The sequence below is a fragment of the Streptomyces sp. NPDC001880 genome (assembly GCF_053594575.1).
The window spans coordinates 69,045-93,460 of record NZ_JBSFET010000007.1 but is presented as its reverse complement, the minus strand read 5'-3'; the positions used below and the strand labels follow the sequence as shown (position 1 = coordinate 93,460).

The following is a 24,416-nucleotide window of genomic DNA, read 5'->3' as shown; positions in this document are numbered from 1 at the left end:
GACGGATGCCTGGCCCCGGAGGGCCAGGCATCCGTCGTTTCCGGTGCGCCCGGTCGGATTCGAACCGACACAAACACGACCACCTAAAGATCGCCGCTCACCAGTTGGCGTACGGGCGCAGAACGCGACCAAGGCTACCGTGCTACCCGGAGCCGGCGGGAGGGGGCGTCAAAAGGCGCTTCGGGCGCTGTCCCCTCGGCGCAGGGCATTCCCGGGGCGGGCAGAACCGGGCTCAGACGCCGAGGTCCTTGATGATCTTGGCGACATGGCCGGTGGCCTTGACGTTGTAGAGGGCGCGTTCGACCTTGCCCTCCTCGTCCACGACGACCGTGGAGCGGATGACGCCCGTCACCGTCTTGCCGTAGAGCTTCTTCTCGCCGAAGGCGCCGTATGCCTCAAGGGTCTCCTTGGACGGGTCGCCGACCAGGGTGACCTTGAGGTTCTCCTGCTCGCGGAACTTGGCGAGCTTCTCGGGCTTGTCGGGGGAGACGCCGATCACGTCGTATCCGGCACCGGCGAGCAGCTCCAGCTTGTCGGTGAAGTCGCAAGCCTGCTTGGTGCAGCCGGGGGTGAGGGCGGCCGGGTAGAAGTAGACAATGACCTTGCGGCCCTTGTGGTCGGCGAGCGAGATCTCGTTGCCGTCGGCGTCGGGCAGGGTGAAGGCGGGGGCGGTGTCGCCGGGCTGGAGTCGCTCGCTCATGGTTCTCCTCAGGTGGCACGTGGGGTGTACGGGACCGAGCGTAATAGGGGTGCCGCCGGGTGCGCGGGCGGTCGAGCTGACAGACTGTCGATGAAGGTTTACCGGACGACGACCACGGAGGCGGCGCAGTGTCGGATGCCAGGACCCCTGCGCAGATCGAGGCGGACATCATCAGCAGGCGCGAGCAGCTCGCGGTGGTGCTCGATGAGATCGGGGTGCGGGTGCACCCGAATACGATCATTGGTGATGCGAAGGCCAAGGCGGCCGAGGCCGTGGACCGGACGGCCGGGCGGGCTTTTGTCGCGGTGAACCGGACGGTGTCGGACGTGAAGGCACAGTTCGTGTCGGAGGACGGGACCCCGCGGCTGGAGCGGGTGATTCCGGCGGCGCTGCTCGCGGTGGGTGCCGTGGGTCTGGTCGTGGCGTCGAGGCGACGCCGGAAGGGCTGATGTCGCTGTCCGTGCACCCCCGGAGGGGCGCGCGGACGCGGCGGGCAGGTAGGTTGCGGGGCGTGAGCGAGAACACCGACGACAAGCTGCCCATCCGCATGCTGCACGACCGCGTGCTGGTCCGGTCCGATACGCCCGAGGGCGAGCGGCGTACCGGTGGCGGCATTCTGATTCCGGCGACGGCCGCGGTCGGCCGCCGGCTGTCCTGGGCCGTGGTGGTCGCGGTCGGCCAGAACGTACGGACGGTGGAGCCGGGCGACCGGGTGCTGTACGACCCCGAGGACCGCGCCGAGGTCGAGGTGCGCGGTGTGGCGTACGTGCTGATGCGCGAGCGGGATCTGCACGCGGTGGCGGCGGACCGGTTCGAGGGCTCGGTGGATTCGACCGGACTGTATCTGTAGCCCCCGCCCGATCGGCAACCCCTGCCCGCAGCTGTGGGTGCTTGGCCTGGTGACCGGCGTCACCAGGCCTTTTACATGTTCTTTGCTACGGTGGGGGCACCCGACGAGACGCGCCGTACCGGGCTTCGAAAAGACGACGCACCTGTTCTGTCCGTCTGTTCTGTCTCGTCGGAGGTGCCGTCTTGGCCTGGGTACTGCTCATAGTCGCCGGTCTGCTGGAAGTGGCCTGGTCGATCGGGTTGAAGTACACCGAGGGGTTCACCCGGCTGTGGCCGAGCGTGTTCACGGGTTTCGGGATCGTGGGCAGCATGGTGCTGCTGTCCCATGCGGCCAAGACGCTGCCGATCGGTACGGCGTACGGGGTGTGGGTCGGGATCGGTGCGGCCGGTGCGGCGGTGCTGGGCATGGTGGTGCTGAACGAGCCGGTGACCGCGGCCCGGATCTTCTTCATCTGTCTGCTGCTGGTCGCCGTCGTCGGGCTGAAGGTGACCTCGGGTCACTGACGCGGGACGGGAGTGCCCCGGGGGCCGGGGCGGAATCCGTAGCCGTCCCAGCCGCCGTTGTCACCGCCGCGGGGGTCGCCACCGTAACCGCTGCCGTCGTTGTCACCGCCGTCGTTGTCCGTGGTGCCTTCGGGCGGGGTTCCGGTGTCCGTGCTGCCGGTGTCCGTGTTGCCGGTGCCCGGTTCGCTGAACCCGGGGGGCGACGGCTCGCCCGGCGGGGTGCTTCCGGGGCTGTACGGCGGGGTGCTGGAGATGGTCTCCGAGGGCGATGTGGTGTCCTGCGGGCCGGTTTCCTCGGCGGTGGGTGAGGCGGGTACCTCGGCGCCGGGTTCGAGTTCGAGGTCGAAGTCCGTGGCCGTGGTGCCACGCAGGGCGGCCTCGGTGTACTGGGCCCAGGTCTGGGCCGGTGCGCCACCGCCGTTGATGCGGGCCAGTCCGAGTGCCCCGTACAGCGGTTTCTGCACGCCGGTCTCGGGGTCCTGGCCCATGACGGCGACGACGGTGGTGAGGTCGGGGGTGTAGCCGGCGAACCAGGCCGCCTTGTCCTCCTCGGCGGTGCCGGTCTTGCCCGCGGCGGGGCGCCCGGCGCCCTGGGCGGCGGTGCCGGTGCCGCCCTCGACGACGCTCCGGAGGATCGAGGTCGTGGTGTCGGCGGCCTGGCGGCTGACCGCCTGCTCGGTGTGTCCGGTGTCGGGGAGCGCGAGGTCCTCGCCGTCCTTGCTGATCCGCTCGACGAGGGTGTACGCGCCGTGCCGGCCGTGGTTGGCGAGGGTGGCGTACGCCTCGGTCATGTCCAGGACGCTGGCGGTGGAGACGCCGAGCGCGATGGACGGGTACGCGGTGAGGTCGGGGGTGTTCTCCGGGAGGCCGAGGTCGATGGCGGTCTGCTTGACCCTGTCCGGTCCGACGTCCTCGGCCATCTGGGCGTAGACGGCGTTGACGGACTTGTCGGTGGCGGTGGTGACGGTGATGGGCCCGTAGCTGATGTCGTCCTCGTTGGCGGGGGCATATCCGGTGGGCCCGTCCGGGCCCTGGACCATGCGCTTGTTGGTGCCGTCGTAGATGGTGTTGGGGGTGATGCGCCGGCCGTCCTGGGTGGTGGAGCCGTTGGCGACGGCAGAGGTGAAGACGAAGGGCTTGAAGGTGGAGCCGACCTGGTAGTCGCGGCGGGTCGCGTTGTTCACGTACTGCTTGGTGTAGTCGATGCCGCCGTACATGGCGACGACCCGGCCGGTGCCGGGGTCGATGGACGCCGCGCCGACACGGACGTCGCGGTCGGCTGCGCGGTCGGGGCTGGTGTAGGACATGACATTGTCGTCGACGGCCTTGACGAGCGCGTCCTGCTTCTTCCTCTCCAGGGTGGTGGTGATCCGGTAGCCGCCGGTGGCCAGGGTGTTCTCGTCGATGACGTCGTTGCCGGTGAGGTAGTCCTCGACGGCCTGGACGATGTAACCGCGCTGTCCGGAGAGCCCGGTGGGCGGCTTGACCTTGCCGGGCACGGGGAACTTCATCGCCGCGCGTTCGTCCGCGCCGAGCCACTTCTCCTTGACCATGCCGTCGAGCACGTAGTTCCAGCGTCCGAGGGCCGCGTCCTTGTTCTCTGGATGGACGACGACGTCGTACGCGCTGGGGGCGTTGAGCAGGGAGGCGAGATAGGCGCCCTCGGCGGTGGTGATGCCGCCGATGTCCTTGGAGTAGTAGGCCTGGGCGGCGGCCTGGATGCCGTAGGCGTTGCGGCCGAAGTAGCTGGTGTTGAGGTAGCCCTCCAGGATCTGCTCCTTGGACTGCTCGCGGTTGAGTTTGACCGCGATGAAGAACTCCTTGGTCTTGCGGACGAGGGTCTGTTCCTGGCCGAGGTAGTAGTTCTTGACGTACTGCTGGGTGATCGTCGAGCCGCCCTGCTTGCCCTTGCCGGTGAGGGTGTTCCAGGCCGCGCGGGCCATGGCCTGGAGGTCGACGGCCCGTTCGGAGTAGAAGTCGCGGTCCTCCGCGGCGAGGACGGCGTGCTGGACGGTGAGCGGCACCTGCGCCAGCTTGACGTTCTCCCGGTTGATCTCGCCGGAGCGGGCGAGGACGCTGCCGTCCTTGTAGAGATAGACGTTGGACTGCGCGGTGGCGCTGGTGTTGGCGGCCGGGATGTCGACGAGTGCGTATCCGGCGATGAAGCCGCCGATCAGGAGCACTGCGACGAAGAGGACGGCACCGAGGACCATCCGCCAGGTGGGGACGGCGCGGCGCCATCCGGTGCGCCCCGACCGCCCGGACTTCTTCGCCTTGCCGCTCCCGCTTCCGTCGCCGGGATCGCCGGACGCTCCGCCGGACGCACCGGCGCTGCCGTGGGCGGCCGGATCCCTGGGGGCCCAGCCCCGGGGTTCGTGTTCCCCGTTCGGCTGCTGTGGCTCGTCGCTCATTTCCGTGCAGACTCCTCGGCCGCGGTCAGTTCCCCCATAGTGCCCTTTTCTTCGGAATATGCACCGGATCGACCCCGGATCGGTCCCCGAAAACCGGTCGCGGCGGCCGTCACCGTTGGACTAGGGTCATGCGCTTTGGTGTCCTGAGCCGTTGGGCACCCGGGCGATGGGGGTGCATGCGGTGCGGCTTTACGCGGTGGTGGCGGCGGGACAGTTCCGGCGCTTCGCCACCTACCGGACCGCCACGGCGGCGGGAGTCTTCACCAACACCGTCTTCGGGTTCATCCTCGCGTACACCTACGTGGCGTTGTGGGACGAGCGGCCACAGCTCGGCGGTTACGACATGTCCCAGGCGCTCAGCTATGTCTGGCTGGGGCAGGCGTTGCTGATGACCTGTTCCATGATGGGCGGTGGCTTCGAGGACGAGCTGATCGAGCGGATCCGCACCGGCGACGTCGCGGTCGATCTCTACCGGCCCGCCGATCTCCAACTGTGGTGGCTCGCGGGTGATCTGGGCCGGGCCGCCTTCCATCTGCTGGGGCGCGGCATCGTGCCGATGCTGGTGGGCTCGCTCGCCTTCGATCTGGCGCTGCCCTCCTCGCCGGGGGTCTGGTTGGCCTTCCTGGTGTCGGTGGCGCTCGGTGTCGTGGTCAGTTTCGCGATCCGCTATCTGGTGGCGCTCTCCGCCTTCTGGCTGCTGGACGGGGCGGGGATGGCGCAGATGGCCTGGCTGGCCGGGATGTTCTTCTCCGGGATGCTGCTCCCGCTGACGCTGTTCCCCGGGGTGCTGGGGGACGTCGCGCGGATGTTGCCGTGGTCGTCGCTGCTCCAGGTGCCGGTCGATGTGTTCCTCGGCAAGTACCCGGGGTGGGAGCTGGTGCGGGCGTACGCCTTCCAGGGCGGCTGGGCGCTGGCGCTGCTGCTGGTGGGGCGGATGGTGCAGACGGTGGCGACGCGGAGGGTGGTGGTCCAGGGTGGCTGAACCGACCGGTGCGGTGGAGGTGGCCGGGGCGGCGGACGTGTCCGGCGGCCGGCCCGCCAACTGGCCCGAGGAGGTGTTCGCCCGACAGCCGCGGCTCGTCGAGGGGGTCAGGGCGTACGGACTGATCGCCATGATGTGGCTGCGTTCGACGATGGCGTACCGCGCCTCGTTCGCCCTGACGATGTTCGGGAACTTCGCGGCGACCGCCTTCGACTTCGTCGCGATCCTGCTGATGTTCTCGCACGTGGACCGGCTGGGCGGCTACACATTGCCCGAGATCGCCCTGCTGTACGGGGTGTCGGGCACCGCGTTCGGTCTCGCCGATCTCTTGCTGGGCTCGATGGACCGGCTGGGCCGGCGGGTGCGCGACGGCACGCTGGACACGCTGCTGGTGCGGCCGGTCCCGGTGCTCGCCCAGGTGGCGGCGGACCGGTTCGCGCTGCGCAGGCTGGGACGGGTGCTCCAGGGGGTGCTGGTGCTGGGGTACGCGCTGGTGGCGCTGGACATCGAGTGGACGCCGCTGAAGGTGGCGATGGTGCCGCTGATGCTGCTGAGCGGGGCGGCGATCTTCGGGGCGCTGTTCGTGGCCGGGGCGGCGTTCCAGTTCGTCGCGCAGGACGCCGCCCAGGTGCAGAACGCCTTCACGTACGGCGGCAACACACTGCTCCAGTACCCGCCGTCGGTCTTCGCGAAGGACCTGGTGCGCGGGGTGACGTTCGTGGTGCCGCTGGCCTTCGTGAACTGGCTGCCCGCGCTGTACGTGCTGGGCCGGGAGTATCCGTTGGGCGTGCCGGACTGGGTGGCGTTCCTGCCCCCGGTGGTGGCGGGCCTGTTCTGGCTGCCGGCCGGTCTGGCCTGGCGCGCGGGCCTGCGCGCGTACCGCAGTACAGGAAGTTGATCCACAACAACGAACGAGGCAGGGCAACGGACATGGACGCGGAATCCCCCACCGGATTCATCGAGCTGGACAATGTGGAGAAGGTCTTCGATGTGCGTCGCAAGACCGGTTTCATGCGCGGTGAGCGCCACCGGGTGCGGGCGGTCGACTCGATCAGCTTCCGTGTCGCGCGGGGCGAGATGGTCGGTTACATCGGCCCGAACGGCGCGGGGAAGTCGACCACGATCAAGATGCTGACCGGCATCCTCACCCCGAGCGGCGGTCGGCTGCGGGTGGCGGGCATCGACCCTTCCCGGGAGCGTACGAGGCTGGCGCACCGGATCGGTGTGGTGTTCGGCCAGCGCACCACGCTCTGGTGGGACCTGCCGCTGCGCGACTCGTACCGTCTGATGCACCGGATGTACCGGATCCCCGACGCGCGCTACCGGGCGAATCTGGATCGCTGCGTCGAACTGCTCGATCTGGGCGATCTGTTGGACGTCCCCGTACGCCAGCTGTCGTTGGGTCAGCGGATGCGCGGTGACATCGCCGCGGCGCTGCTGCACGATCCCGAGGTGCTGTACCTGGACGAGCCGACGATCGGGCTGGATGTCGTCTCCAAGTCCAAGGTCCGTGGTTTCCTGCGCGATCTGAACGCCGAACGCGGTACGACGGTGCTGCTCACGACCCATGATCTGACGGACATCGAGCAGCTCTGCAAGCGGGTGATGGTGATCGACCACGGCCGGCTGATGTATGACGGTGTCCTTGCCGGTCTGCACGAGGTAGGCGAGAGCGAACGGACGCTGGTGGTCGACCTGGAGTGTCAACTTCCTCCGATCCGGCTGGAGTCGGCACCTTCGGTCCGTACGGTGAAGGTGGAGGGGCCGCGGCAGTGGCTGGCCTTCCCGGCCTCGGAATCGGCCGCCCCGCTGGTCGCCCGGATCGCCGCGGACTACCCGTTGGTCGACCTGTCGGTGAGGGAGCCTGACATCGAGGCCGTGATCGCGAAGATGTATGAGTCCGCCACCGGCAGGTAGGGCTGTGATGTCCGCGCGGACGTTCAATAGGCTGCGCGGTATGACAAGTGACCTTCCGGAGATGCGTGCCTCCGATGCCGAGCGCGAGCGTGTCGCCGAGACCCTGCGCGAGGCGGTTGCCGAGGGCCGGCTGGAGATGGCGGAGTTCGAGCAGCGGCTCGAAGCGGCCTACAAGGCCCGTACGCACGGGGAGTTGGAACCGCTGGTGCGCGATCTTCCGGCGCCGGGCGCGGCGGTTGCCCCGGTGGGGGCGGCCGTGGCGCGGACCGGATCGCAGAAGCGGTGGGCGGACCGGATCGGCAAGCCCGCCACGTCCAGCGGCGCGTTCGCGATCTGGGGCGGCTTCGGCCGCCGGGGGAACTGGACGGTGGGCAGGAAGTTCACGGCGTTCGCGATGTGGGGCGGCGGTGAGATCGATCTGCGCGAGGCGAACTTCGAGGACCGCGAAGTGGTCATCCGCTGTTTCGCGATCATGGGCGGTATGCAGGTGACGGTTCCGCCGGAGCTGGATGTCGAGGTCCGGGGCGTCGGCATCATGGGCGGTTTCGGGGAGCGCACGAAGGACGACGGGGTCCCGTCGCCGGACTCCCCGCGGGTGCGGATCACCGGGCTCGCGCTGATGGGCGGCGTCGGTGTGGAGCGCAAGCGGAGCAAGGCGGAGAAGCAGCGGCTGAGGGACGCGGAGCTGGAGCGGCTGCGGGAGGTGGACCGGGAGCGCGGGCGCGGTCGGCTGGAGAAGGGCCGGTCGGACTGAGCCGGGGGACCCCATCTGTCTCACTCTTCCGCCTTGCAGCTGCACGCACCCAGCCCCGCTCCTTCTCCCAACCCCCCAAGGGCCCGTCGGTCTGAGCGGGGCAGCGCCCCGGGAGGACCCCGGGGCGCTGCCTGCCGAAGGGCCCGTCAGAGCTGGTCGGACCCGGGCCGTTCGGGGGCCAGCGCCGTCAGGTCCACCAGCGAGCCCAGGTTCCGGTAGCCCGCGTCGTTCAGATGGAGATGGTCGCCGCTGTCCCAGGCCGGGCGGAGCCGGGTCGGGCGGTGGGGGTCACGGGCCGCCGCGTCGAAGTCGATGACGGAGTCGAAGATCCCGCCCGCCCGGATCAGCGCGTTGACCTGTTCCCGTACGCCGTCGCCCGCGGGTGTCCAGGTGCGATACCCCTCGTACGGCATCAGCGTCGCCCCGACGACCCGCAGTCCGTGTGCGTGGGCACGCTGGGTCAGGGACCGCAGGGCGTCCGCGATGCGCTGCGGGTCGGTCTCCTGGGGGGACCGCTGCACGTCGTTGATGCCGAGCGCGACGACCACGGTCTTCACTCCGGCGATGTCCAGTACGTCACGCTCGAAGCGGGCGCTCGCCCGTTCGCCGCTTCCGTCGCGCAGGATCCGGTTGCCGGCGATGCCCGCGTTGGCCACCCCGTACTTTCCGCCCAGCCGGTCGGCGAGCACATCGGGCCAGCGGCTGTTCGTGTCGAGGGTGGAGCCGGTGCCCGCGGTGAGCGAGTCACCGAACACGGCGATCGTTCCGGCGGCGTCCCGGGTGTGCACGTCGACGGCGGTGAGGTAGCGCCAGTCCTCGGTCCGCCGGGTGCCCCACGCGGATTCCACGTACGAGGTCTGGTGGCTGCGTCCGTGGACGGTGACGGGCCCCTCGGCGGTGGAGGTGCGCAGGGTGACCACCAGATCGGAATCGGCGGCGACCCGGACGGCCACGGGGTCGCTGACGACCTGCCCGCCGGCCGCGACGGTCACGCTGCCGGCGCCCCGGAAGGTCACGGGGCGACCGCTCACGGTGGCGCGGTCCACGACCAGCGGACGGGTGCCGAAGACATTGGAGAGGGTGATGCGGGCCGCGTCACCGCCGATGCTGGTGTGTACGACGTTACGGATGGTGCGCTGGTGCAGGGCGCTGCCGTTGGAGGAGTCGGCCACCCCGGCGACGGGAGCCGCCGTCCAGGTGGCGGCCCACAGGCCCGTGGAGTGGGCAGGGGCGGCGGGCTCACGGGCCGCGGAGCGCGGGTCGGGTGCGGTGATCTGCTCCGGCCGGGAGCCGGAGCCGGAGAACAGCAGGGGGCCGACGAACGCCACGGCGGCGGCGAGTGCGGCGGTGCCCGCCACGAGGGCGATGAGCAGGGCGTACCCCTGGCGCCTGGGCATGGGCGGTGTTTCTCCTCATGATCAATTGGACTGGTCCCATGATGGGGCAGGGCATCGGGAACTCGACACGCGGCCCGGGAGTAGGTCAGGTAGGGACAATGCGTACGGGACACCGGGGGCGATGCGTACGCGGACGGGTGGAGCGGATGGAACGGATCGATCGGACCGGACCCGGGGAGCCGGGTGCACGGCAGCAGGAGCGTGCCGGGGAGCAGGCGGCGGGTGCGGCCCGTCCCGTGCCCGGTGGCCGGGCTGCTCCGCTCGCCTCGTTCGCGTACACCGCGGCGGACGAGGAGAAGCGGCGCGGGGTGCGCCGGATGAAGACCACGGCCACGGGTCTCCTCCTGCTGGTCGCGCTGGTGTACGTACTCGCCACCTGGGCGAAGAACGCGGGTGTGGGCGGCTGGCCGGGCTTCGTCGCCGCGGCCGCCGAGGCGGGGATGGTGGGCGCGCTGGCCGACTGGTTCGCCGTCACGGCGCTGTTCAAGCGTCCGCTCGGCCTGCCGATCCCGCACACCGCCATCATCCCCACCAAGAAGGACCAGCTCGGGGCCTCCCTGGGTTCCTTCGTCGGTGAGAATTTTCTCGCCGGTGACGTCGTGCGGGGCCGGATCCACGGGCTCGGTGTCGGTCGCCGCCTCGGCGCCTGGCTGGCCGAGCCGGAGCACGCGGACCGGGTCACCGCCGAGCTGTCGACGGCGTTGCGCGGTGCCCTGAGGGTTCTGCGGGATTCCGATGTGCAGGCCGTGGTGGGCGAGGCGATCACCCGGCGGGCCAATGCGGCGGAGATCGGGCCCGGTCTCGGCAAGATGCTGGAGAAGATCGTCGCCGACGGCGGCCACCGCAAGATGGTGGACCTGATCTGCGTACGTGCCCACGACTGGCTGGTGCTGCACGGCGACTCGGTGATGGATGCGGTGCAGGGCGGGGCTCCGGGCTGGACGCCGAGGTTCGTCGACAAGCGGGTGGGGGAGCGGGTCTACAAGGAGCTGCTGCGCTTCGTCACGGAGATGCGGGACATGCCGGGACACCCGGCGCGCGCGTCGATCGACACCTTCCTGACGGACTTCGCGGCCGATCTCCAGACGGACTCGGACACCCGGGCCCGGGTGGAGCGGCTGAAGTCGGAGATCCTGGGGCGCGGCGAGGTCCAGGAAGTCATCGCCTCGGCCTGGTCGTCCGTACGCACGATGATCATCGCGGCGGCGGAGGACGAGCGGAGCGAGCTGCGGCTGCGGGCGCGGGCCTCACTGATGTCGCTGGGGGCGCGGCTGGCGACCGACAGCCGGCTCCAGGCGAAGCTGGACGGCTGGCTGGAGGACGCGGCGGTCTATGTCGTCACGACGTACCGCGAGGAGATCACCTCGCTGATCAGCGACACGGTCGCCGGCTGGGACGCGGATCAGACGTCGCGGAAGATCGAGGCGCACATCGGCCGCGACCTGCAGTTCATCCGGATCAACGGCACGGTGGTGGGTGCGCTGGCGGGGCTGCTGATCTACACGGTGTCGTGGGCGCTGGGGGCGTAGCGCGGCAGAGCACGGGAAAGGGCGTGGGCTCTCGGAGCCCCCGCCCTTTCCCGTGCTTCCGTACGCGAATCCGTACGTCCGTCGCGACTCCCGTACGCGCGGCTCAGGCGGCCCGGCGGGTGACCGCCCACGACGCGGCGGCCATGCCGCCCGCCACGGTGAAGACGGCGGGCCAGGCGCCGACCTTCTTGGCCAGCGGGTGCGAACCGGCGAACGCGGCGAGATACGCCGCGGTCAGCCCGGCGGCGGCGCGCGGCCCGGCCTGCCGGTTCCACTCGTACGCGGCGACGGTGCCCGCGGCGGCGAGGGCGACCCCGCCCAGTGGCCGCTTCCTGGTCCACCGCGCCACGGCGTACCCGCCGACCAGCCCGCTCGCCGCCACCGCCGCTGCCGGAACCTTCGCCATTGCAGCCACCTTCGCCTTCTCGTTCGTGTCGTCCGGGCGGAGCCCGGGTCTTCGAGGCTAACGCGACGCCCGGGTTTCCGGTCGCCGAGGGGGTGCACAAGCGTTTACCCTGGGGTGAACGCGCGTGCACCCCTGCGCCGCTTCTCCCTGCACCCCCGCACCACGCCCTGCCGCCGAGCACCGTACGGAGAGCCATGCCCGCGGACATACCCGCCCCGGCCACCGCCGCCACCGAGGCGCCGCGCCCCCGCTTCGCCGTCGGTGTGCTGGCGTTCTGCGGTGTCGTGGTCGCGGTGATGCAGACGATCGTCGTCCCGCTGCTCCCGCACGTCCCGGCCCTGACCGGCGCGTCCCCGGCCGCCGCGAGCTGGCTGGTCACCGTCACCCTGCTCACCGGCGCCGTCTTCACGCCCGTCCTGGGCCGGGTCGGCGACATGTACGGCAAGCGGCGGGTGCTCGTCGCCTCGCTCATGGTGCTGGTGCTGGGTTCGGTCCTGTGCGCGGTCAGCTCCCACATCGGGGTGCTGATCACCGGCCGCGCCCTGCAGGGTGCCGCCCTCGCCGTCCTGCCGCTGGGCATCAGCATCCTGCGCGACGAACTCCCGCCCGAGCGGGTGCTGTCCGCCGTCGCGCTGATGAGCTCGACGCTCGGCATCGGCGCGGCGGTCGGGCTGCCGGTCGCGGCCCTCGTCGTCGAAAACTTCGACTGGCACACGATGTTCTGGGTCTCGGGCGCGATCGGCCTCATCGACATCGTGCTGGTGCTGTGGTGCGTACCGGAATCGCCGGTGCGCACCCGTGGCCGCTTCGACGCCCTCGGCGCGCTCGGCCTCTCCGGGGCCCTGGTCTGTCTGCTGCTCGCGGTCACCCAGGGCGCCGACTGGGGCTGGACCTCGGCCCGGACGGTCGGCCTGCTGGTGGCGGCCGTCGTCGTGGCGCTGTTCTGGGGCGTCTACGAGCTCCGGGTGGCGTCGCCCATGGTCGACCTGCGGGTCTCGGCCCGCCCGGCGGTCCTGCTCACCAACGTGGCCGCCCTGCTGATCGGCTTCGCCTTCTACGCGAACTCCCTGGTCACCGCGCAGATGGTGCAGGAGCCGAAGGAGACGGGGTACGGGCTCGGTGCCTCGCTCGTCGTCAGCGGCCTCTGCCTGCTGCCGGGCGGCGTGATGATGGTGGCGCTCTCACCGGTCTCGGCGCGGATCTCCGCGAAGCACGGCCCGAAGGTCAGCCTGGCGCTGGCGGCCGGGGTGATCGGCGCCGGTTACGTGGTGCGGTACTTCACCAGCCACAACCTCTGGCTGATCATCGCCGGCGCGACGGTCGTCGCATCGGGCACGGCCATCGCGTACTCGGCACTCCCGGCGCTGGTCATGCGCGGTGTCCCGGTGAGCGAGACGGGCGCGGCCAACGGCCTCAACACACTGATGCGGTCGATCGGACAGGCCTTCTGCAGCGCGACGGTGGCCGCGGTCCTCGCCAACATCACCTTCCGGGTGGGCGGCAGAACGGCCCCGACGCTCCACGCGTACCAGCTGGTCTTCCTGATCGCGGCGGGCGTGGCGTTCGCGGCGCTGCTGGTCACCCTGCTCCTGCCGGGCGGCCGGACACCCGCGACGGGTACGGTCGAAGAGCACCGTGACGTCCCCGCCGACCGGAAGGACGATGTGGGGACGATGCCGATCCAGGAGGGCGCATGACCAGTGGCCAGGCCACCGTACCGGCTCCGGCCCGGCCCGCCGCCGACCCGGGCACCGGCCGGGACGCGATCCTGCGCGCGGCCCGCCGGGCGTTCACCCAGCGCCCGTACGCCGAGGTCACCATCAGGGGGATAGCGGCCGACGCCGGAGTGAGCCCGTCCCTGGTGGTCAAACACTTCGGCCGCAAGGAAGAACTCTTCAACACCGTCGCCGACTTCGGGCCCGCCGCCGCGGAACTCTTCGACGCCCCGCTCGGCGTGCTGGGCCGCCACATGGTGGTGACGCTGGTGAACCGCCGCCGCGAACTGCAGTCCGACCCGCTGCTGCGGGTCGTCTTCTCGCTCGGCAACCGCGACGAGCGCTCCCTGCTGCGCGACCGCTTCCAGGAACAGGTCACCGACGCCCTGACCGCCCGCCTCCCCGGCCGCGAACGCGCCCTGCGCGCCGAATTGATCGCCGGCCACCTCCTCGGCCTCGGCGCCACCCTCAGCCTCCACCGCGAGGGCGCCGGCGCGGACGCCACCCCCGAACACATCGCGGACCTGTACGCGCCCGCGCTGCAGTCCCTGATCGACCGCCCTTGACCGGCAGTCCCCGATCGACACCCCTTGACCTGAGCCGCTGGCATACGACACCACCCCGGTACGAGCGCGGGGCGGCTCGTACCGGGGTGGGGGTCGCGGGGTGCGGCGGGATCAGCTGAAGACGACCGAGCGCAGCTTCAGCCGCTCGGAGGCGTGGCCCCCGTTGGGCCGGAGGGTGAAGTAGGCGCCCTCGCAGTCGGGGCCGGTGAAGACCGTCGCGCTGGAGTCGGTGAAGTTCCACGGGGAGTGGGCGGGGTTGGTCGAGGAGGGGTCGGCCACCTCGGGCAGGGTGATGCACATCCGGCTCGGCGGGTCGACGAGGAAGCCGAACTGAGGCGATCCGTCGAGGCCGGTGTAGGTGTACCTGAAGTCTCCGGTGGCCGCACCGGCCGAGGCCGGCACGGCGACAATGAGCGCGAGCGCGCCGAGGGCGGCGGCAACGGTGGAACGAAGACGCATGGGGGAACTCCTTGTACGGGATCGGGAACGCCCCAAGCTTGCGCTGCTGACCTGCGGTTACTGCCGAATACGAGGTGCCGTCACCCGGACGGGAACTGCCGAAACGGTTCTGCCGACGGCCAAGTGGGTCAGAGGCCGGTTCCACCGTGTTGACCGCACCACCGCAACGGTCCGCTGGCAGGCCCTAGTGTGGCCCGGTGAAGACACAGATGATCGTGCTCAACGGCGGCTCCAGCTCGGGGAAGTCCGGGATCGCCCGGAGCCTTCAGACGGTGTTGCCGGACCCCTGGCTGACCTTCGGCGTCGACACACTGATCGATGCCATGCCCGCGTCCATGCGCGAGTCGGACGCGGGCATCGAGTTCGCCCCGGACGGCGAGGTGGTCGTCGGCCCCGAGTTCCGTACGTTGGAGACGGCGTGGATCGAGGGGATCGTCGCGATGGCCCGCGCGGGAGCCGGGGTCATCGTCGACGAGGTGTTCCTCGGCGGCGCGGCCTCCCAGCAGCGGTGGCGGGAGGCGCTCGGCGGGGTCCGGGTGCTGTGGGTCGGTGTCCGGTGCGAGAGCACCGTCGCCGCCGCCCGTGAGATCGCGCGGGGCGACCGCATCCCGGGCATGGCGGCCGCACAGGCGGACCTGGTCCACCAGGGCGTGACGTACGACATCGAGGTGGACACGACGCGGAGCGGGTCCATGGAGTGCGCGCGGGTCATCGCGGCCCACCTGGGCTGACCGGACGCGCCCCACGGGCGTACGTTCCCGCTGCCCGCCGACGTACGTTCCCGCCGCGCCATGAAGGTACGCTCCCGCCGCTCCACAGATCGTTTCCGGCCACAGCACTACGCACGCAGCACTTCACAGCGCACCCCATCACAGCACCGCGTGGCATCGTGCGGCCTCGACGTTGTCCGGTGTGACCTCTTCCAGCCGCAGTCTTGAAGACATGCGGGCAACCTGCGAACGAACTCCCCGCCACAACGAACGAATACCCGGTCCCGCCGAGGTGGCAGAACCGGGTATCCAATGAACTCCTTTTATTGAACGGCTAGTTAACGGGGGCCTGGTAGAGGCCCCGGCCGGCGCGGTGGGCCCGGGAGGTGGCGACCAGCCGGTCGAGCGTGCTGCGAACGGTGTTGATGCCGTTGGGGGTGAGCTCACGCCCCAGGGCCTTCGTCACGTCACGGGCGCGGACGGGGGTGTCGCCGGACGCGGCCAGCACCTTCATGGTCAGCTCGGTGAGGCTGCCGCTGTCGTCGACGGCCGGTACGGCGGTCGTGGAGGTTGCAGCCTTCTTCGGCGCCTTGGTCTTGGCGGGCTTGGCGGCCTTGGTCGTCGCCTTGGCCGTCCTGGTCGCCTTCACCGGCGCGGCGGACTTGGCCGCCTCCTTGGCGCCCTTGGTTTCCTTGGCCTCCTCGGCGGGCTTGGCGGCTTCGGCCTTCTTGGCCTGGCCGCGCTGGGCCCTCGGCTTGGCGGCGGCCTGCTTGCGGCCCTTGGGCGCGGCGGGCGCCTTGCGGGCGGCGGTGCGGCGCGCGGGGGCGGGAGCGGCCTGCTCCTGCGGGGCATCTGCCTGGGCGTCGGATGCGGGGGAGACGACGGAGTCGACGGGGCCCTGCGCCTGCTGCGGAATCCTGGCAGCGGGAACGCTCGCAGTGTCGGCCTCGGCGTCCTCCGTCTCGCCCGGCTCCGCCGCCTTCGGCTCCGCCACCGCGCTCGCGGAGGGAGCAAGGACGGGAGTGCGGGAGGCCGACAGTGCGCGCAGTGCTGTCAGTGCGGTCCGGATCGACTCCAGACGTTCGGTGACGGTCGCGAGTTCCTTCTCCAGGCTCTGCTGGTGCTGCTCAAGGAGCGGAAGTTCCGCCTCCAGCAAGGTAGTTGTGGCATCGATGGTGACCAGTGTGCTGGTCTCGGAGGTCATGCTGTCGCCCTTCTGTCCCGGCCGACCGTTGGTGACCGATGTATCGCAGGGTAAGGGGTGTTGTGTTGTGGCCGGAAATCGCCCGTCAACTACGGCGTTCCGCGAAGCACCGTCAGCACCGGCCGCCAGTCTGCTGAACGATGCCTCGGTGTGCCGCGGAGTTGGTCCGGGAGCCACTCGTTTGGCCGTACCGGGCACCCGTGCATCGGCGAGACATCGAGCACCCGGCATCCGGCAACGCCGCCGGGTGCGAGTCCGTTCAGCCCACTCCGTCCGCCGCGCCCTCCCCCTGCCCACCGCGTGCAGCCGCTTCTGCCATGCGTGCCGTCGTGCTGGCGCCGTCCAGGGCCTCACGGACGATGTCCGCGTGCCCGCTGTGGTGTGCGATCTCGCGGAAGACATGCAGCAGCACATGACGGACGGTCCACTCGATGGGTTCCGGCGGTGACCAGGGGTACTGGGGGAGGGTGACGAGCCGATCGAGGTCGGGTTCCTGTCGCACCGTGCGGTCGAACTCTGCGGCCGCTGCCCGGAAGGCGTCGAGCAGCCCGGCCAGAGTCTCGCTCTCGGTCATGCGGGTGCCGTCGGGATCGAGGTCGGCCCAGCCGACCTCGGCGGGCGCCGTGCCTTCGACCACCGCGAGCCAGGTTCGCTGAACCTCACCGAGATGCTTGACCAGGCCGCCGAGTGTCAGCTCGCTGACAGTGGTGGTGAGCCGGGCCTGGTCCTCGTCGATGTCCGCGAGGGCGTAGAGAAAGTTGGTGCGTTGATCGGCGACGATCGCGAGAAGGTCCTCGCGCTCCCCGGCCCGAGCGTCGTCGGTGGTGCTCGTCGTTGCCATGGGGTGTTCCCCTTCCGTCAGGATCCGGCCCACAACCCTAGGTTCGGCTGTCGGGCATCCGTGGGAGACCGCCGCGGGGAAACGCCGCCGCATTGACCGGTGCGGCGAGGAAATCCGCTGTCGGTGGCGCCGCCTACCATCCACGGGACATCAGAACGGACAGCTGGATGTGGAGGACGAAATGAGCGAAGCAGTGGCCCGCTGGCGGGAGTTCGAGAAGTCGCTCCATTCGAAGGGGCTGGCCTGGGCGCTTGAGTACGCCCCCGCCGACCTGCGTTGGGCGCGGTCCGCCGACCACCCTCACGGAGCCCGGGTGGAGCACCTGCTGCCCGTCGACTACCTCGCCTTCGTTGCGGAGGCCGGCTATCCCGTGCTGGGCTTCGACTACTACGACCGCAAGGGCATGTCGTTCCTGCCGCCCGACCCCATGGCCGTGCTGTCGACCACGGTGTACGACGACGACCACGGCTTCCCGACAGGTACCGGGAGCGGGCCGACCGTCTGCCGCCATGCCTTCTTCGCCGGCTACGACCTGTCCGACGTGAGCGGCTACGCGCTGGCGGAGGACGGGGTGTGGCTGATCGAGGGATCGGCTGTGGTCGAACACATGGGCAGCTTCACCGAGTGGTTGCCGAGCGCGCTCGGCGAACTGGAGCGGCGCATCGCGGAGCCCGGATGCGGGGAGGGCGTGGCGCCCGGCCGGGCGGCCGACCCGCACCGGCTGTTCGACTACTCACTCGAATCCGGTGCGGCCGACCGTCTCCCGTACAGCACGCCCGACCTGGAGCTGAGCTGGGTCGAGGACCAGTCAGGCACGTCCTACGCCTACGGTCTGATCGATGCGGGAGGCCGCTGGCGCATCCCGATGGGCGAGCGGTTTCTCGGCGTGCGACCGTTCCGGGACGGTGTCGCCGAGGTGATCGAGAATGCCGGGGACAGCTCCTACAGCGGCCCCTGGACGCGGATCGACACGGAGGGTCGGGCCCTGTAGGCGCACCGCCCCCTCTCCTCAGCGGGTCGCGTCAGGCCCCCACCTCCCCGAGCGCCTGTTCGCTCGGGCCGGGCGACACGGCCTGCCGCTCACCGTCTCGATCCCGCCCCCGCTCCAGACCCAGCCGCAGCACCGTCGCGATCAGAGCGGCGATGGCGAACCCGACTCCGGCCCAGGCGAGCTGACGGGCTCCGTACGTGGCCATGACCCAGCCGCCGACGGCGGTGCCGACGGTGATACCGAGGTTGGAGAACGAGATGAAGAGGCTGTTCCCGAACTCGGGCGCATCGCTCGCGTCCCGCCCCAGCCAGCTCTGGCTCACGATCAGCCCGCCCGAGTGCACGGCACCCCAGACCAGGACCACCGGAACCATCGGTGCGAACAACGGGCCGACGGCGTACAGAAGGACGTAGACCAGCAGACACAGCACCGGATACGCGACCACCGTGCCGACGAGGTTGCGCCGCAACAGGCTGCCGAAGGCGAAGTTCCCGAGGACCATCACGATGCCGAACGCCATCAGCATGGCGCTGACCCACGTACCGTCCATGTGCGTGACCTGCCCCAGGTACTCGGCGGAGTAGCCGTAGACCGAGAACATCGCCGCGAAGACGAGGACGACGGAGGCGATGGTCAGCCACATCCGGGGCCGCCTGAGAACGCTCAACTGGGCTCCGTACGACGATCGTTCAGCAACCGGCATCGACGGGACGAACCGCAGGATGCCAAGGAACGCGATCAGATTGACGAGTGCGCCGAACCAGAAGGCCGAAGCGAGCGACAGATGTCCGGCGAGGTACGAGGTCAACGGCACACCGAGCGCGAAGCCGACGGTGACCCCTGCGAACACGGTCGTCGTGGCGCGGGTCGCGTCCTCCGCGGGCACCAGCCGCACGGCGGTGGCGAGCGCGACCGCGAAGAACACGGGATGGAAGAGGGCGGGAACGACGCGGAAGGCGAGCATCACCTCGTACTGCGTGGTGAGCGCGTAGACGGCGTTGGACAGCGCGAACACCGCGATCGCGGCGGCGAGCACCTTCTTGCGGTCGACACCGGACGCAAGCAGCGTTGTGAACGGCCCGGTCACCGCGATGACCAGGGCAAACACCCCCACGAGCCAGCCGGCGGCGGACGGTGTGACACCGAGTTCGGCCGAGACGCGGGGCAGCACGCCGACCATCCCCATCTCGGTGGTGATGATCCCGAACACGCCGAGGGCGAGCACCAGAACGGTGAGGGAGGTCTTTCTCATCGGAACGGTCGTTACCTTTCGTTAAATCTAGAAAAGTAGATGCATCGAGGCGCCGAGTGGGAGTGCGTGTGAGGGGTCGGGGTGGGGCCCCGGTCTACAGCTCGTCGCGGACGTGCGCGGCGAACTCCGCGATCACCGGCTCGTTGCGTCGGTAGTACGTCCACTTGCCGATGCGCTCCGAGGTGAGCAGCCCCGCGTCCTTCAGGGTCTGCAAGTAGCCGGACACCACCGACTGTGCCAGCCCGGACCGCTTCTGGATGTCGCCGACGCACACGCCGATGTGGAAGCCGAGCCCCTGCTGCCGGTAGGAGTCCTCGTCGAAATGCTTCTCCGGCTCCCTCAGCCACTGCATGAACTGCAGGCGTGCCGGATTGGCGAGCGCCTTGTGCACGGCCAGCGGGTCCATCGCTCCACCTCTCCGGGGGCCTCCAGGTTACGCATCTAGCTTTCGCGATATGTAGCGTCGAGTCAAATCGCGTCGAGACCGCGCGCAGCTTCCTGGGCGTCGCGTAGCGTCCCGGTGGCCTTGTCGGGGTCGCGGTGGGATACCGCGCCGCAGTCCGGACCGTCGAACTCCACGACCATTCGTACACCGGCCTCGCGAGCTTTGTTCAGGGTGCCCGTATGCCACGGTGCTCTTCGCGAGGGCTGCGGACTTTGCCCACGCCCGGACCCGGCCGTGGACACCGTTCCGGTACACGACATGGTCGAGGCCCTGACCCGGCAGCACTGACGCATCAACGGATGATTTCAGCGTGCAGAACGGCATCCTGGCGTGGCCGATTATCACTGCATCTCATCCTGGCGGGTAGGTCACTCAGCGACAATCGGCTTGAGCATCTCCCGCAACCGTTCTTCGCCGGCTCCTCCGATGATCCGCCCGGCAATCTTCCCTTTCCTGTCGACGAAGATCGTGGTCGGAATGGTCTGCGAGTTCAACGTTCCCTTAGGGAACTTCAGAAGGAGCTTGCCTGCAGGGTCGTGCAGGCTCGGGTACGGGATCTTGTAGTTCTTCTCAAAAGCCAGAGCCAGACCGGTCTGCCGGTCGCGTGTGTTGATGCCGATGAACTGCACACCGTCGTCGGTCAGATCATTGGAAACCTTGGCGAGGTGATCAGCCTCAGCACGGCACGGACCGCACCAAGAACCCCAAACATTGAAGACTATGACCTTTCCCCGATAGTCAGCAGTGTCCAGCTTCTTGCCATCGACGGTTTCGCCGGTAAGTCTTGGGGCCTTGAGTCGGTCGCCCTCCTTCTCAAGGCCAGCGCCAGCGTCAGCATCGGCGAGATTGGTACCAGACCCACTTGAACTCGAAGTCCCGCCCGTACCACACGCGGACAGGGCAATCGCTGCGGCTGCGGCTCCTGCGGCGAACAGAACGGATCGGATGTGGCTAGAGACGCTCATCCACCGATCTTGGCATACCCACTTCGGCACACCTCAGCAACGGCCGTGTGGCCACGACTCGGGGGCACAACTCCCGTATAAGGGCTGGGCGATGGTCGACCTGCCCGAGGGGAGCAAGTGCGCTCTCGATGCCTCGGCGGGGGCGGCGCCCGATGGCGTCACGGAACTGGTTGCCCTGCCTGGACGTTCGCTCGACAGGCCTTTGATGGAGGAGAACCTTGTCGAGTTCGAGCTTCCCGCCGGTACGGGCGCTGGGACGCGGGGCGGGCTGGTACCGCGGCGACTGCCATGTCCACTCCGTCCACTCGGACGGAGAACTCACTCCCGAAGCGTTGGCACTGCGGGCACGGGTTGCCGGGCTCGACTTCATCGCGACAACAGAGCACAACTCTGCTGCGGCACCCGATGTATGGGCGCATCTGGCTGCCGATGACTTCTTGATAGTGCTGGGTGAGGAAGTGACCACGAAGACCGGCCACTGGCTTGCGCTCGGCACCGGCCCCGGTCAGGTCGTCGACTGGAACCACCAGGTCAGGGACGGACTGATCGATCGGTGTCTGGATCAGGTCCATCAAGTGGGAGGCCTGTGCGTGGCCGCGCATCCCCACGCGCCCTATCCGTCGGGCGACTTCATGTTCCCCCTCCAGGGCTTCGACGTGGTGGAGGTGTGGAACGGGCTGTGGACTTCGGACCGGCCCTGGAATGCCGACAACGAGGCCGCTCTGGCCGAGTGGGGACGGAGCCTCGCAGCTGATGTCCGGACGGGATCCTGGCGGCCGGCGATGGGCAACAGCGACACACACCTGGAGGGTCAGATCGGCATCCCGCACACCGTGGTCTTCGCCAAGGAGCTGAGTACCCAGGCGATCCTCGCCGGGATCCGCTCAGGCCGCAGCTGGATCGCCGAGTCGGCGGAGGTGCACGTATCGTTCACCACCAGCGTTGATGGCCGCATTGCCGGGGTGGGCGAACAGCTCGCAACTCATGGTGGGCGGGTCGAAGTGCAGGCAGCAGTACGTGGTGTGCCGGCGGCGATCGTCAGCTTTCACACTGATAGAGGGAAGGTCCACCGCGTGTCGCTTCCCGGCGACGGAGCAGGTGCGGTGCAGTGGCACACGACGGCGGACGACTCGGCGTTCGTCCGCATCGAGGTCCGCCATCCCAACGGGCACGTCGCCGCACTCACCAACCCGATCGTCCTGACCTGACTGATCGCCAGGCGCAAGGTCGTGGGCTCAGCTCATTTTGAAGCGGTCGGATAAAGCAGCGCCTTGTGCACGGCCAGCGGTTCCACCGTTCCACCTCTCCGGGGTCCCACCGCGTCACGCCTCCAGGTTTCGCGCTATGCGGTGTCGAGTCAGATCGCGTCGAGACCGGTGCAGTGTGCGATCGTCGCATCGTCGGCCACCACCGCGTGACGCGCCTCCGCCTGGCGGACGCGGTGGATGATCTCGGCGGGCCCGCTCGATGTCATGAGGGCCATGGCCTGTGGCCAGTCGACGAGCCGGAACCGGTCCACGATGCGGCTGGCCCCGTTGCTGAGCAGCGCGGCACCGGTCAGACCGGAGACCGGGCAGCTTCCGGTGATCGCCTCGTCCGCCGCCCGCGGATCGTCCTTGGCCACCCAGAATCCGCCCGGCCGGTTCCGGTGGGCGCGCAGGTCCCGCAGGATTCGGCGGCACTCGTCGCTCCCCTCGGCGACGGCTCCGAGCGCGGACGCGTACGGCCGGCTGATGGTCACCTCCCGGGGATCGGAGACGACGAGCGGCGCGCCGTCGGCTCTGTCGAGCACGAGGAACGCGTCGCCGAGCACCAGGTGGTCGATCCGGTCGCCGGACCGGCGGAGGACGGCCACGGCCGCCGACGGACTGACCGGGTCGGCGACGTCGCAAGTACCCCGGTGATCCTCCGTCACCTGCTCGATGGCCTCAGCGAGGAGCGCCGAGAGGCTGCGGTCCCGCACACGCGACAGAAGGCCGAGGAGGCTGCTCCCCAGGCGACCCGCGTACCAGGCCACACCGTGCCGGCAGATCGATTCGGTGCCGGGGATACCGGCGCCGTCGACGAGCACCACTGCCGCCGGTACGGCGCCGACGAAGTCCTCGTTCGCGCGGCCGGTCCGCGCTGCGACGCTCGTCATCGTCACTCGCATGCCTGTCGCCGTCCTCCCGCCGATTGCACCGCGCGTTCTACTCGGGCACGCGGGCCGGGTCCGTAAGCAGGCAGGCGGGCACTCGCCGGGTTGCGGGCGGCCTGTCGCTCCCCGGCCGGAGCGACCCGGATCGGGCACGAGCCCCCGCGGTGGCCCGCCGGGTTCTTTGCCGAGGTTACTGCCGGTGGGGCCGTTCGCGGTGACAGGCGCTGTCTATGCCGACCGGGCAGGGGCGGGATCGCCGGTCCGGTTCGGTACCTGGCTGACCGCTCGCTGAAGGCGGAGTTGACCGATCTCTGCGACATTCTTCATCAGTTCGGCGTTGACCCAGGCAATCATGTGGGCGACGGTGTGCCGAGGATCATTCGGCCACGGGAACGGGCCGGTGGTGTCCAGACCGGCAGGGGTGAGTTGGTCCAGCGCCTCCAGCCAGTCCTCACGCAGGCCGCGCAACCACTCGACGGTCGGCTTCCCCGCGCCGGGCCAGGTGATGTCCTCCCGCTCTCGGGGCGTTCTCCCATAGGCGTGATCCACGGCCACGCTCCACCACCAGCCGATGTGCCAGCTCAGCCAGGCGATGGTCGGCACAGGAACAGGTTCGGGCTCGGTCTCCGCCCAGTCCGCTGTCCATGTCCCGTCGTCTGCCTGGTGCACCGTCCAGCAATCCGCAGCGGGTTCCCACAGGAAGTCATCGGGGACGAGTCGATCCAGGTGGTACTCGAACAGCGACCAGGTCAGGTCGAACTGCCAGCGCAGCAGGTCAAGTTCGCGAGCAGAACCATGGTGGGAGTCAGTCACCGTACGACTCTCGCACGGGGACGGTTCCGGCGAGAAACGAATACCCGGCGGGCGGGCCCGCCCCGCTGCTCTGCGGAGCCGAGGAATGGACGGGGCGGCGGCCGGGGCCGGACGGGTCCGCCGGAGTCGTACCAGCTCTTCCCGTACGAGCCCGGCGTTCAGCCCTCGGCCGGAGCCACCCCGATCGGGCACGAGACGCCCGTGCCGCCGATCCCGCAGTAGCCCGCCGGGTTCTTGTCGAGGTACTGCTGGTGATATGCCTCCGCAGGCCAGAACGTGCGGCCCTGAGCCGGGAGGATCTCCGTGGTGATCGTGCCGTGACCGGCGGCCGTGAGGACCTTCTGGTAGGCGTCGCGGGATGCTGCTGCCGCGGCCTCCTGCTCGGGGGAGTGGGTGTAGATCGCCGAGCGGTACTGGGTGCCCACGTCGTTGCCCTGGCGGAAGCCCTGGGTCGGGTCGTGGGACTCCCAGAAGAGCTTCAGCAGCTCGGTGTACGGGACGGTCTCCGGGTCGAAGACGACGCGGACGGCCTCGGTGTGGCCGGTCAGGCCCGAGCAGACCTCTTCGTACGCGGGGTTCTCGGTGTAGCCGCCCTGGTAGCCGACGAGGGTCGTCCAGACGCCGTCCGTCTGCCAGAACTTGCGCTCGGCGCCCCAGAAACAGCCCAGCGCGAAGTCCGCGACCTCCAGACCCTCCGGGTACGGGCCCAGCAGCGGGTTGCCGAGGACCGTGTGGTGGGACGGGACGGTGAATTCGGGGGTGGGGCGGCCCTTCAGGGCCTCTTCCGGGGTGGGGAGCTGGGGGGTGCGGCGTTGCAGGAACATGCGGGGGCTCCTCCATGGGTGGGTGTGCAGTGTCTACAACGCGGC

The 24,416-nt window shown here is 69.7% G+C and carries 26 protein-coding genes, 1 tRNA gene and 1 riboswitch; of the genes, 13 read left to right on the top strand and 14 right to left on the bottom strand.

Annotated elements, in window-relative coordinates:
• Positions 1–44: 44 nt before the first annotated feature.
• Both ACWCQ6_RS06625 and bcp read right to left on the bottom strand, forming a co-directional pair.
• A tRNA-Leu gene (locus tag ACWCQ6_RS06625) sits at positions 45–119 on the bottom strand.
• Between the two features lie 113 nt (positions 120–232).
• Positions 233–700: a thioredoxin-dependent thiol peroxidase gene (gene bcp, locus ACWCQ6_RS06620; protein WP_451086086.1), complete on the bottom strand. Its 468-nt coding sequence runs from the start codon at positions 698–700 to the stop codon at positions 233–235.
• 128 nt (positions 701–828) lie between these two features.
• On the opposite strand from bcp, the gene ACWCQ6_RS06615 reads away from it, so the two are divergent.
• The 3 genes from ACWCQ6_RS06615 (at position 829) to ACWCQ6_RS06605 (ending at position 2,053) form a co-directional block, all read left to right on the top strand.
• Positions 829–1,149 (top strand): DUF3618 domain-containing protein, encoded by a 321-nt coding sequence (locus tag ACWCQ6_RS06615; RefSeq protein ID WP_451086084.1) that lies wholly within the window; start codon positions 829–831, stop codon positions 1,147–1,149.
• 62 nt (positions 1,150–1,211) lie between these two features.
• On the top strand, positions 1,212–1,550 hold the full coding sequence (locus ACWCQ6_RS06610; RefSeq protein WP_451086082.1) for a GroES family chaperonin: 339 nt from the start codon (positions 1,212–1,214) through the stop codon (positions 1,548–1,550).
• A gap of 79 nt (positions 1,551–1,629) precedes the next feature.
• Positions 1,630–1,693, top strand: a riboswitch (guanidine-III (ykkC-III) riboswitch).
• 39 nt (positions 1,694–1,732) lie between these two features.
• Entirely contained in the window at positions 1,733–2,053 is a 321-nt protein-coding gene (locus ACWCQ6_RS06605) for a DMT family transporter (RefSeq protein ID WP_451086080.1), read from the top strand.
• Here the strand turns inward: ACWCQ6_RS06605 and ACWCQ6_RS06600 are convergent.
• Positions 2,047–4,464, bottom strand: a complete 2,418-nt coding sequence (locus tag ACWCQ6_RS06600) for a transglycosylase domain-containing protein (RefSeq protein WP_451086078.1) — start codon at positions 4,462–4,464, stop codon at positions 2,047–2,049. The genes ACWCQ6_RS06605 and ACWCQ6_RS06600 overlap by 7 nt on opposite strands.
• A 181-nt stretch (positions 4,465–4,645) precedes the next feature.
• On the opposite strand from ACWCQ6_RS06600, the gene ACWCQ6_RS06595 reads away from it, so the two are divergent.
• The 4 genes from ACWCQ6_RS06595 to ACWCQ6_RS06580 all read left to right on the top strand — a co-directional run bounded on the left by ACWCQ6_RS06595 (position 4,646) and on the right by ACWCQ6_RS06580 (position 8,117).
• Positions 4,646–5,446 (top strand): ABC transporter permease, encoded by an 801-nt coding sequence (locus tag ACWCQ6_RS06595; protein WP_451086076.1) that lies wholly within the window; start codon positions 4,646–4,648, stop codon positions 5,444–5,446.
• A gap of 37 nt (positions 5,447–5,483) precedes the next feature.
• Positions 5,484–6,344 carry an ABC transporter permease gene (locus ACWCQ6_RS06590; protein WP_451086232.1) on the top strand — a complete coding sequence of 287 codons (861 nt, stop codon included), beginning with the start codon at positions 5,484–5,486 and terminating at the stop codon, positions 6,342–6,344.
• Positions 6,345–6,376: 32 nt separating this feature from the next.
• A complete protein-coding gene (locus tag ACWCQ6_RS06585; protein ID WP_451086074.1) occupies positions 6,377–7,363 on the top strand; it encodes an ABC transporter ATP-binding protein in 987 nt (328 codons plus the stop codon).
• A 61-nt stretch (positions 7,364–7,424) separates the two neighbouring features.
• Positions 7,425–8,117, top strand: coding sequence for a DUF1707 SHOCT-like domain-containing protein (locus ACWCQ6_RS06580; protein ID WP_451086230.1), 693 nt, complete (start codon positions 7,425–7,427; stop codon positions 8,115–8,117).
• 146 nt (positions 8,118–8,263) lie between these two features.
• Here ACWCQ6_RS06580 and ACWCQ6_RS06575 read toward each other — a convergent pair whose 3' ends face one another.
• Entirely contained in the window at positions 8,264–9,514 is a 1,251-nt protein-coding gene (locus tag ACWCQ6_RS06575; protein WP_451086072.1) for an SGNH/GDSL hydrolase family protein, read from the bottom strand.
• Positions 9,515–9,660: 146 nt separating this feature from the next.
• Here ACWCQ6_RS06575 and ACWCQ6_RS06570 point away from each other — a divergent pair, with 146 nt between their 5' ends.
• Positions 9,661–11,043: a DUF445 domain-containing protein gene (locus ACWCQ6_RS06570; protein WP_451086070.1), complete on the top strand. Its 1,383-nt coding sequence runs from the start codon at positions 9,661–9,663 to the stop codon at positions 11,041–11,043.
• Between the two features lie 103 nt (positions 11,044–11,146).
• Here ACWCQ6_RS06570 and ACWCQ6_RS06565 read toward each other — a convergent pair whose 3' ends face one another.
• Positions 11,147–11,449: a hypothetical protein gene (locus tag ACWCQ6_RS06565; protein ID WP_451086068.1), complete on the bottom strand. Its 303-nt coding sequence runs from the start codon at positions 11,447–11,449 to the stop codon at positions 11,147–11,149.
• A gap of 194 nt (positions 11,450–11,643) precedes the next feature.
• On the opposite strand from ACWCQ6_RS06565, the gene ACWCQ6_RS06560 reads away from it, so the two are divergent.
• Together ACWCQ6_RS06560 and ACWCQ6_RS06555 are read left to right on the top strand one after the other, a co-directional pair.
• Positions 11,644–13,146 carry an MFS transporter gene (locus ACWCQ6_RS06560; RefSeq protein WP_451086066.1) on the top strand — a complete coding sequence of 501 codons (1,503 nt, stop codon included), beginning with the start codon at positions 11,644–11,646 and terminating at the stop codon, positions 13,144–13,146.
• A complete protein-coding gene (locus ACWCQ6_RS06555; RefSeq protein ID WP_072484088.1) occupies positions 13,143–13,730 on the top strand; it encodes a TetR/AcrR family transcriptional regulator in 588 nt (195 codons plus the stop codon). Before ACWCQ6_RS06560 ends, ACWCQ6_RS06555 begins: the two co-directional genes overlap by 4 nt.
• 111 nt (positions 13,731–13,841) lie before the next feature.
• Here the strand turns inward: ACWCQ6_RS06555 and ACWCQ6_RS06550 are convergent, their stop codons facing one another.
• Entirely contained in the window at positions 13,842–14,189 is a 348-nt protein-coding gene (locus tag ACWCQ6_RS06550) for a hypothetical protein (protein ID WP_451086063.1), read from the bottom strand.
• A gap of 209 nt (positions 14,190–14,398) precedes the next feature.
• On the opposite strand from ACWCQ6_RS06550, the gene cpt reads away from it, so the two are divergent.
• The gene (gene cpt, locus ACWCQ6_RS06545; protein ID WP_451086228.1) at positions 14,399–14,920 is read left to right on the top strand and encodes a chloramphenicol phosphotransferase CPT; all 522 of its coding nucleotides are present in this window, start codon (positions 14,399–14,401) and stop codon (positions 14,918–14,920) included.
• 313 nt (positions 14,921–15,233) lie between these two features.
• Here the strand turns inward: cpt and ACWCQ6_RS06540 are convergent, their stop codons facing one another.
• Positions 15,234–16,103, bottom strand: coding sequence for a hypothetical protein (locus tag ACWCQ6_RS06540; RefSeq protein ID WP_451086061.1), 870 nt, complete (start codon positions 16,101–16,103; stop codon positions 15,234–15,236).
• A gap of 259 nt (positions 16,104–16,362) precedes the next feature.
• A complete protein-coding gene (locus ACWCQ6_RS06535; protein ID WP_451086059.1) occupies positions 16,363–16,944 on the bottom strand; it encodes a DinB family protein in 582 nt (193 codons plus the stop codon).
• A gap of 181 nt (positions 16,945–17,125) precedes the next feature.
• On the opposite strand from ACWCQ6_RS06535, the gene ACWCQ6_RS06530 reads away from it, so the two are divergent.
• A complete protein-coding gene (locus ACWCQ6_RS06530; protein ID WP_451086057.1) occupies positions 17,126–17,935 on the top strand; it encodes a hypothetical protein in 810 nt (269 codons plus the stop codon).
• Positions 17,936–17,966: 31 nt separating this feature from the next.
• Here the strand turns inward: ACWCQ6_RS06530 and ACWCQ6_RS06525 are convergent, their stop codons facing one another.
• The 3 genes from ACWCQ6_RS06525 to ACWCQ6_RS06515 form a co-directional block, all read right to left on the bottom strand.
• Positions 17,967–19,187 (bottom strand): MFS transporter, encoded by a 1,221-nt coding sequence (locus ACWCQ6_RS06525; protein ID WP_451086055.1) that lies wholly within the window; start codon positions 19,185–19,187, stop codon positions 17,967–17,969.
• Positions 19,188–19,281: 94 nt separating this feature from the next.
• Entirely contained in the window at positions 19,282–19,593 is a 312-nt protein-coding gene (locus tag ACWCQ6_RS06520) for an ArsR/SmtB family transcription factor (protein WP_399329624.1), read from the bottom strand.
• Between the two features lie 407 nt (positions 19,594–20,000).
• On the bottom strand, positions 20,001–20,597 hold the full coding sequence (locus ACWCQ6_RS06515; RefSeq protein WP_451086053.1) for a TlpA family protein disulfide reductase: 597 nt from the start codon (positions 20,595–20,597) through the stop codon (positions 20,001–20,003).
• A 218-nt stretch (positions 20,598–20,815) separates the two neighbouring features.
• Between ACWCQ6_RS06515 and ACWCQ6_RS06510 the strand changes: the two genes are divergently transcribed.
• The gene (locus ACWCQ6_RS06510) at positions 20,816–21,805 is read left to right on the top strand and encodes a CehA/McbA family metallohydrolase (protein ID WP_451086051.1); all 990 of its coding nucleotides are present in this window, start codon (positions 20,816–20,818) and stop codon (positions 21,803–21,805) included.
• Between the two features lie 149 nt (positions 21,806–21,954).
• On the opposite strand, the gene ACWCQ6_RS06505 is transcribed toward ACWCQ6_RS06510, so the two are convergent.
• The 3 genes from ACWCQ6_RS06505 to msrA all read right to left on the bottom strand — a co-directional run bounded on the left by ACWCQ6_RS06505 (position 21,955) and on the right by msrA (position 24,371).
• Positions 21,955–22,737, bottom strand: coding sequence for an integrase (locus ACWCQ6_RS06505; protein ID WP_451086049.1), 783 nt, complete (start codon positions 22,735–22,737; stop codon positions 21,955–21,957).
• A gap of 225 nt (positions 22,738–22,962) precedes the next feature.
• The gene (locus tag ACWCQ6_RS06500) at positions 22,963–23,547 is read right to left on the bottom strand and encodes a DinB family protein (RefSeq protein WP_451086047.1); all 585 of its coding nucleotides are present in this window, start codon (positions 23,545–23,547) and stop codon (positions 22,963–22,965) included.
• 158 nt (positions 23,548–23,705) lie between these two features.
• A complete protein-coding gene (msrA, locus tag ACWCQ6_RS06495; RefSeq protein ID WP_451086045.1) occupies positions 23,706–24,371 on the bottom strand; it encodes a peptide-methionine (S)-S-oxide reductase MsrA in 666 nt (221 codons plus the stop codon).
• Between the last annotated feature and the right edge of the window lie 45 nt (positions 24,372–24,416).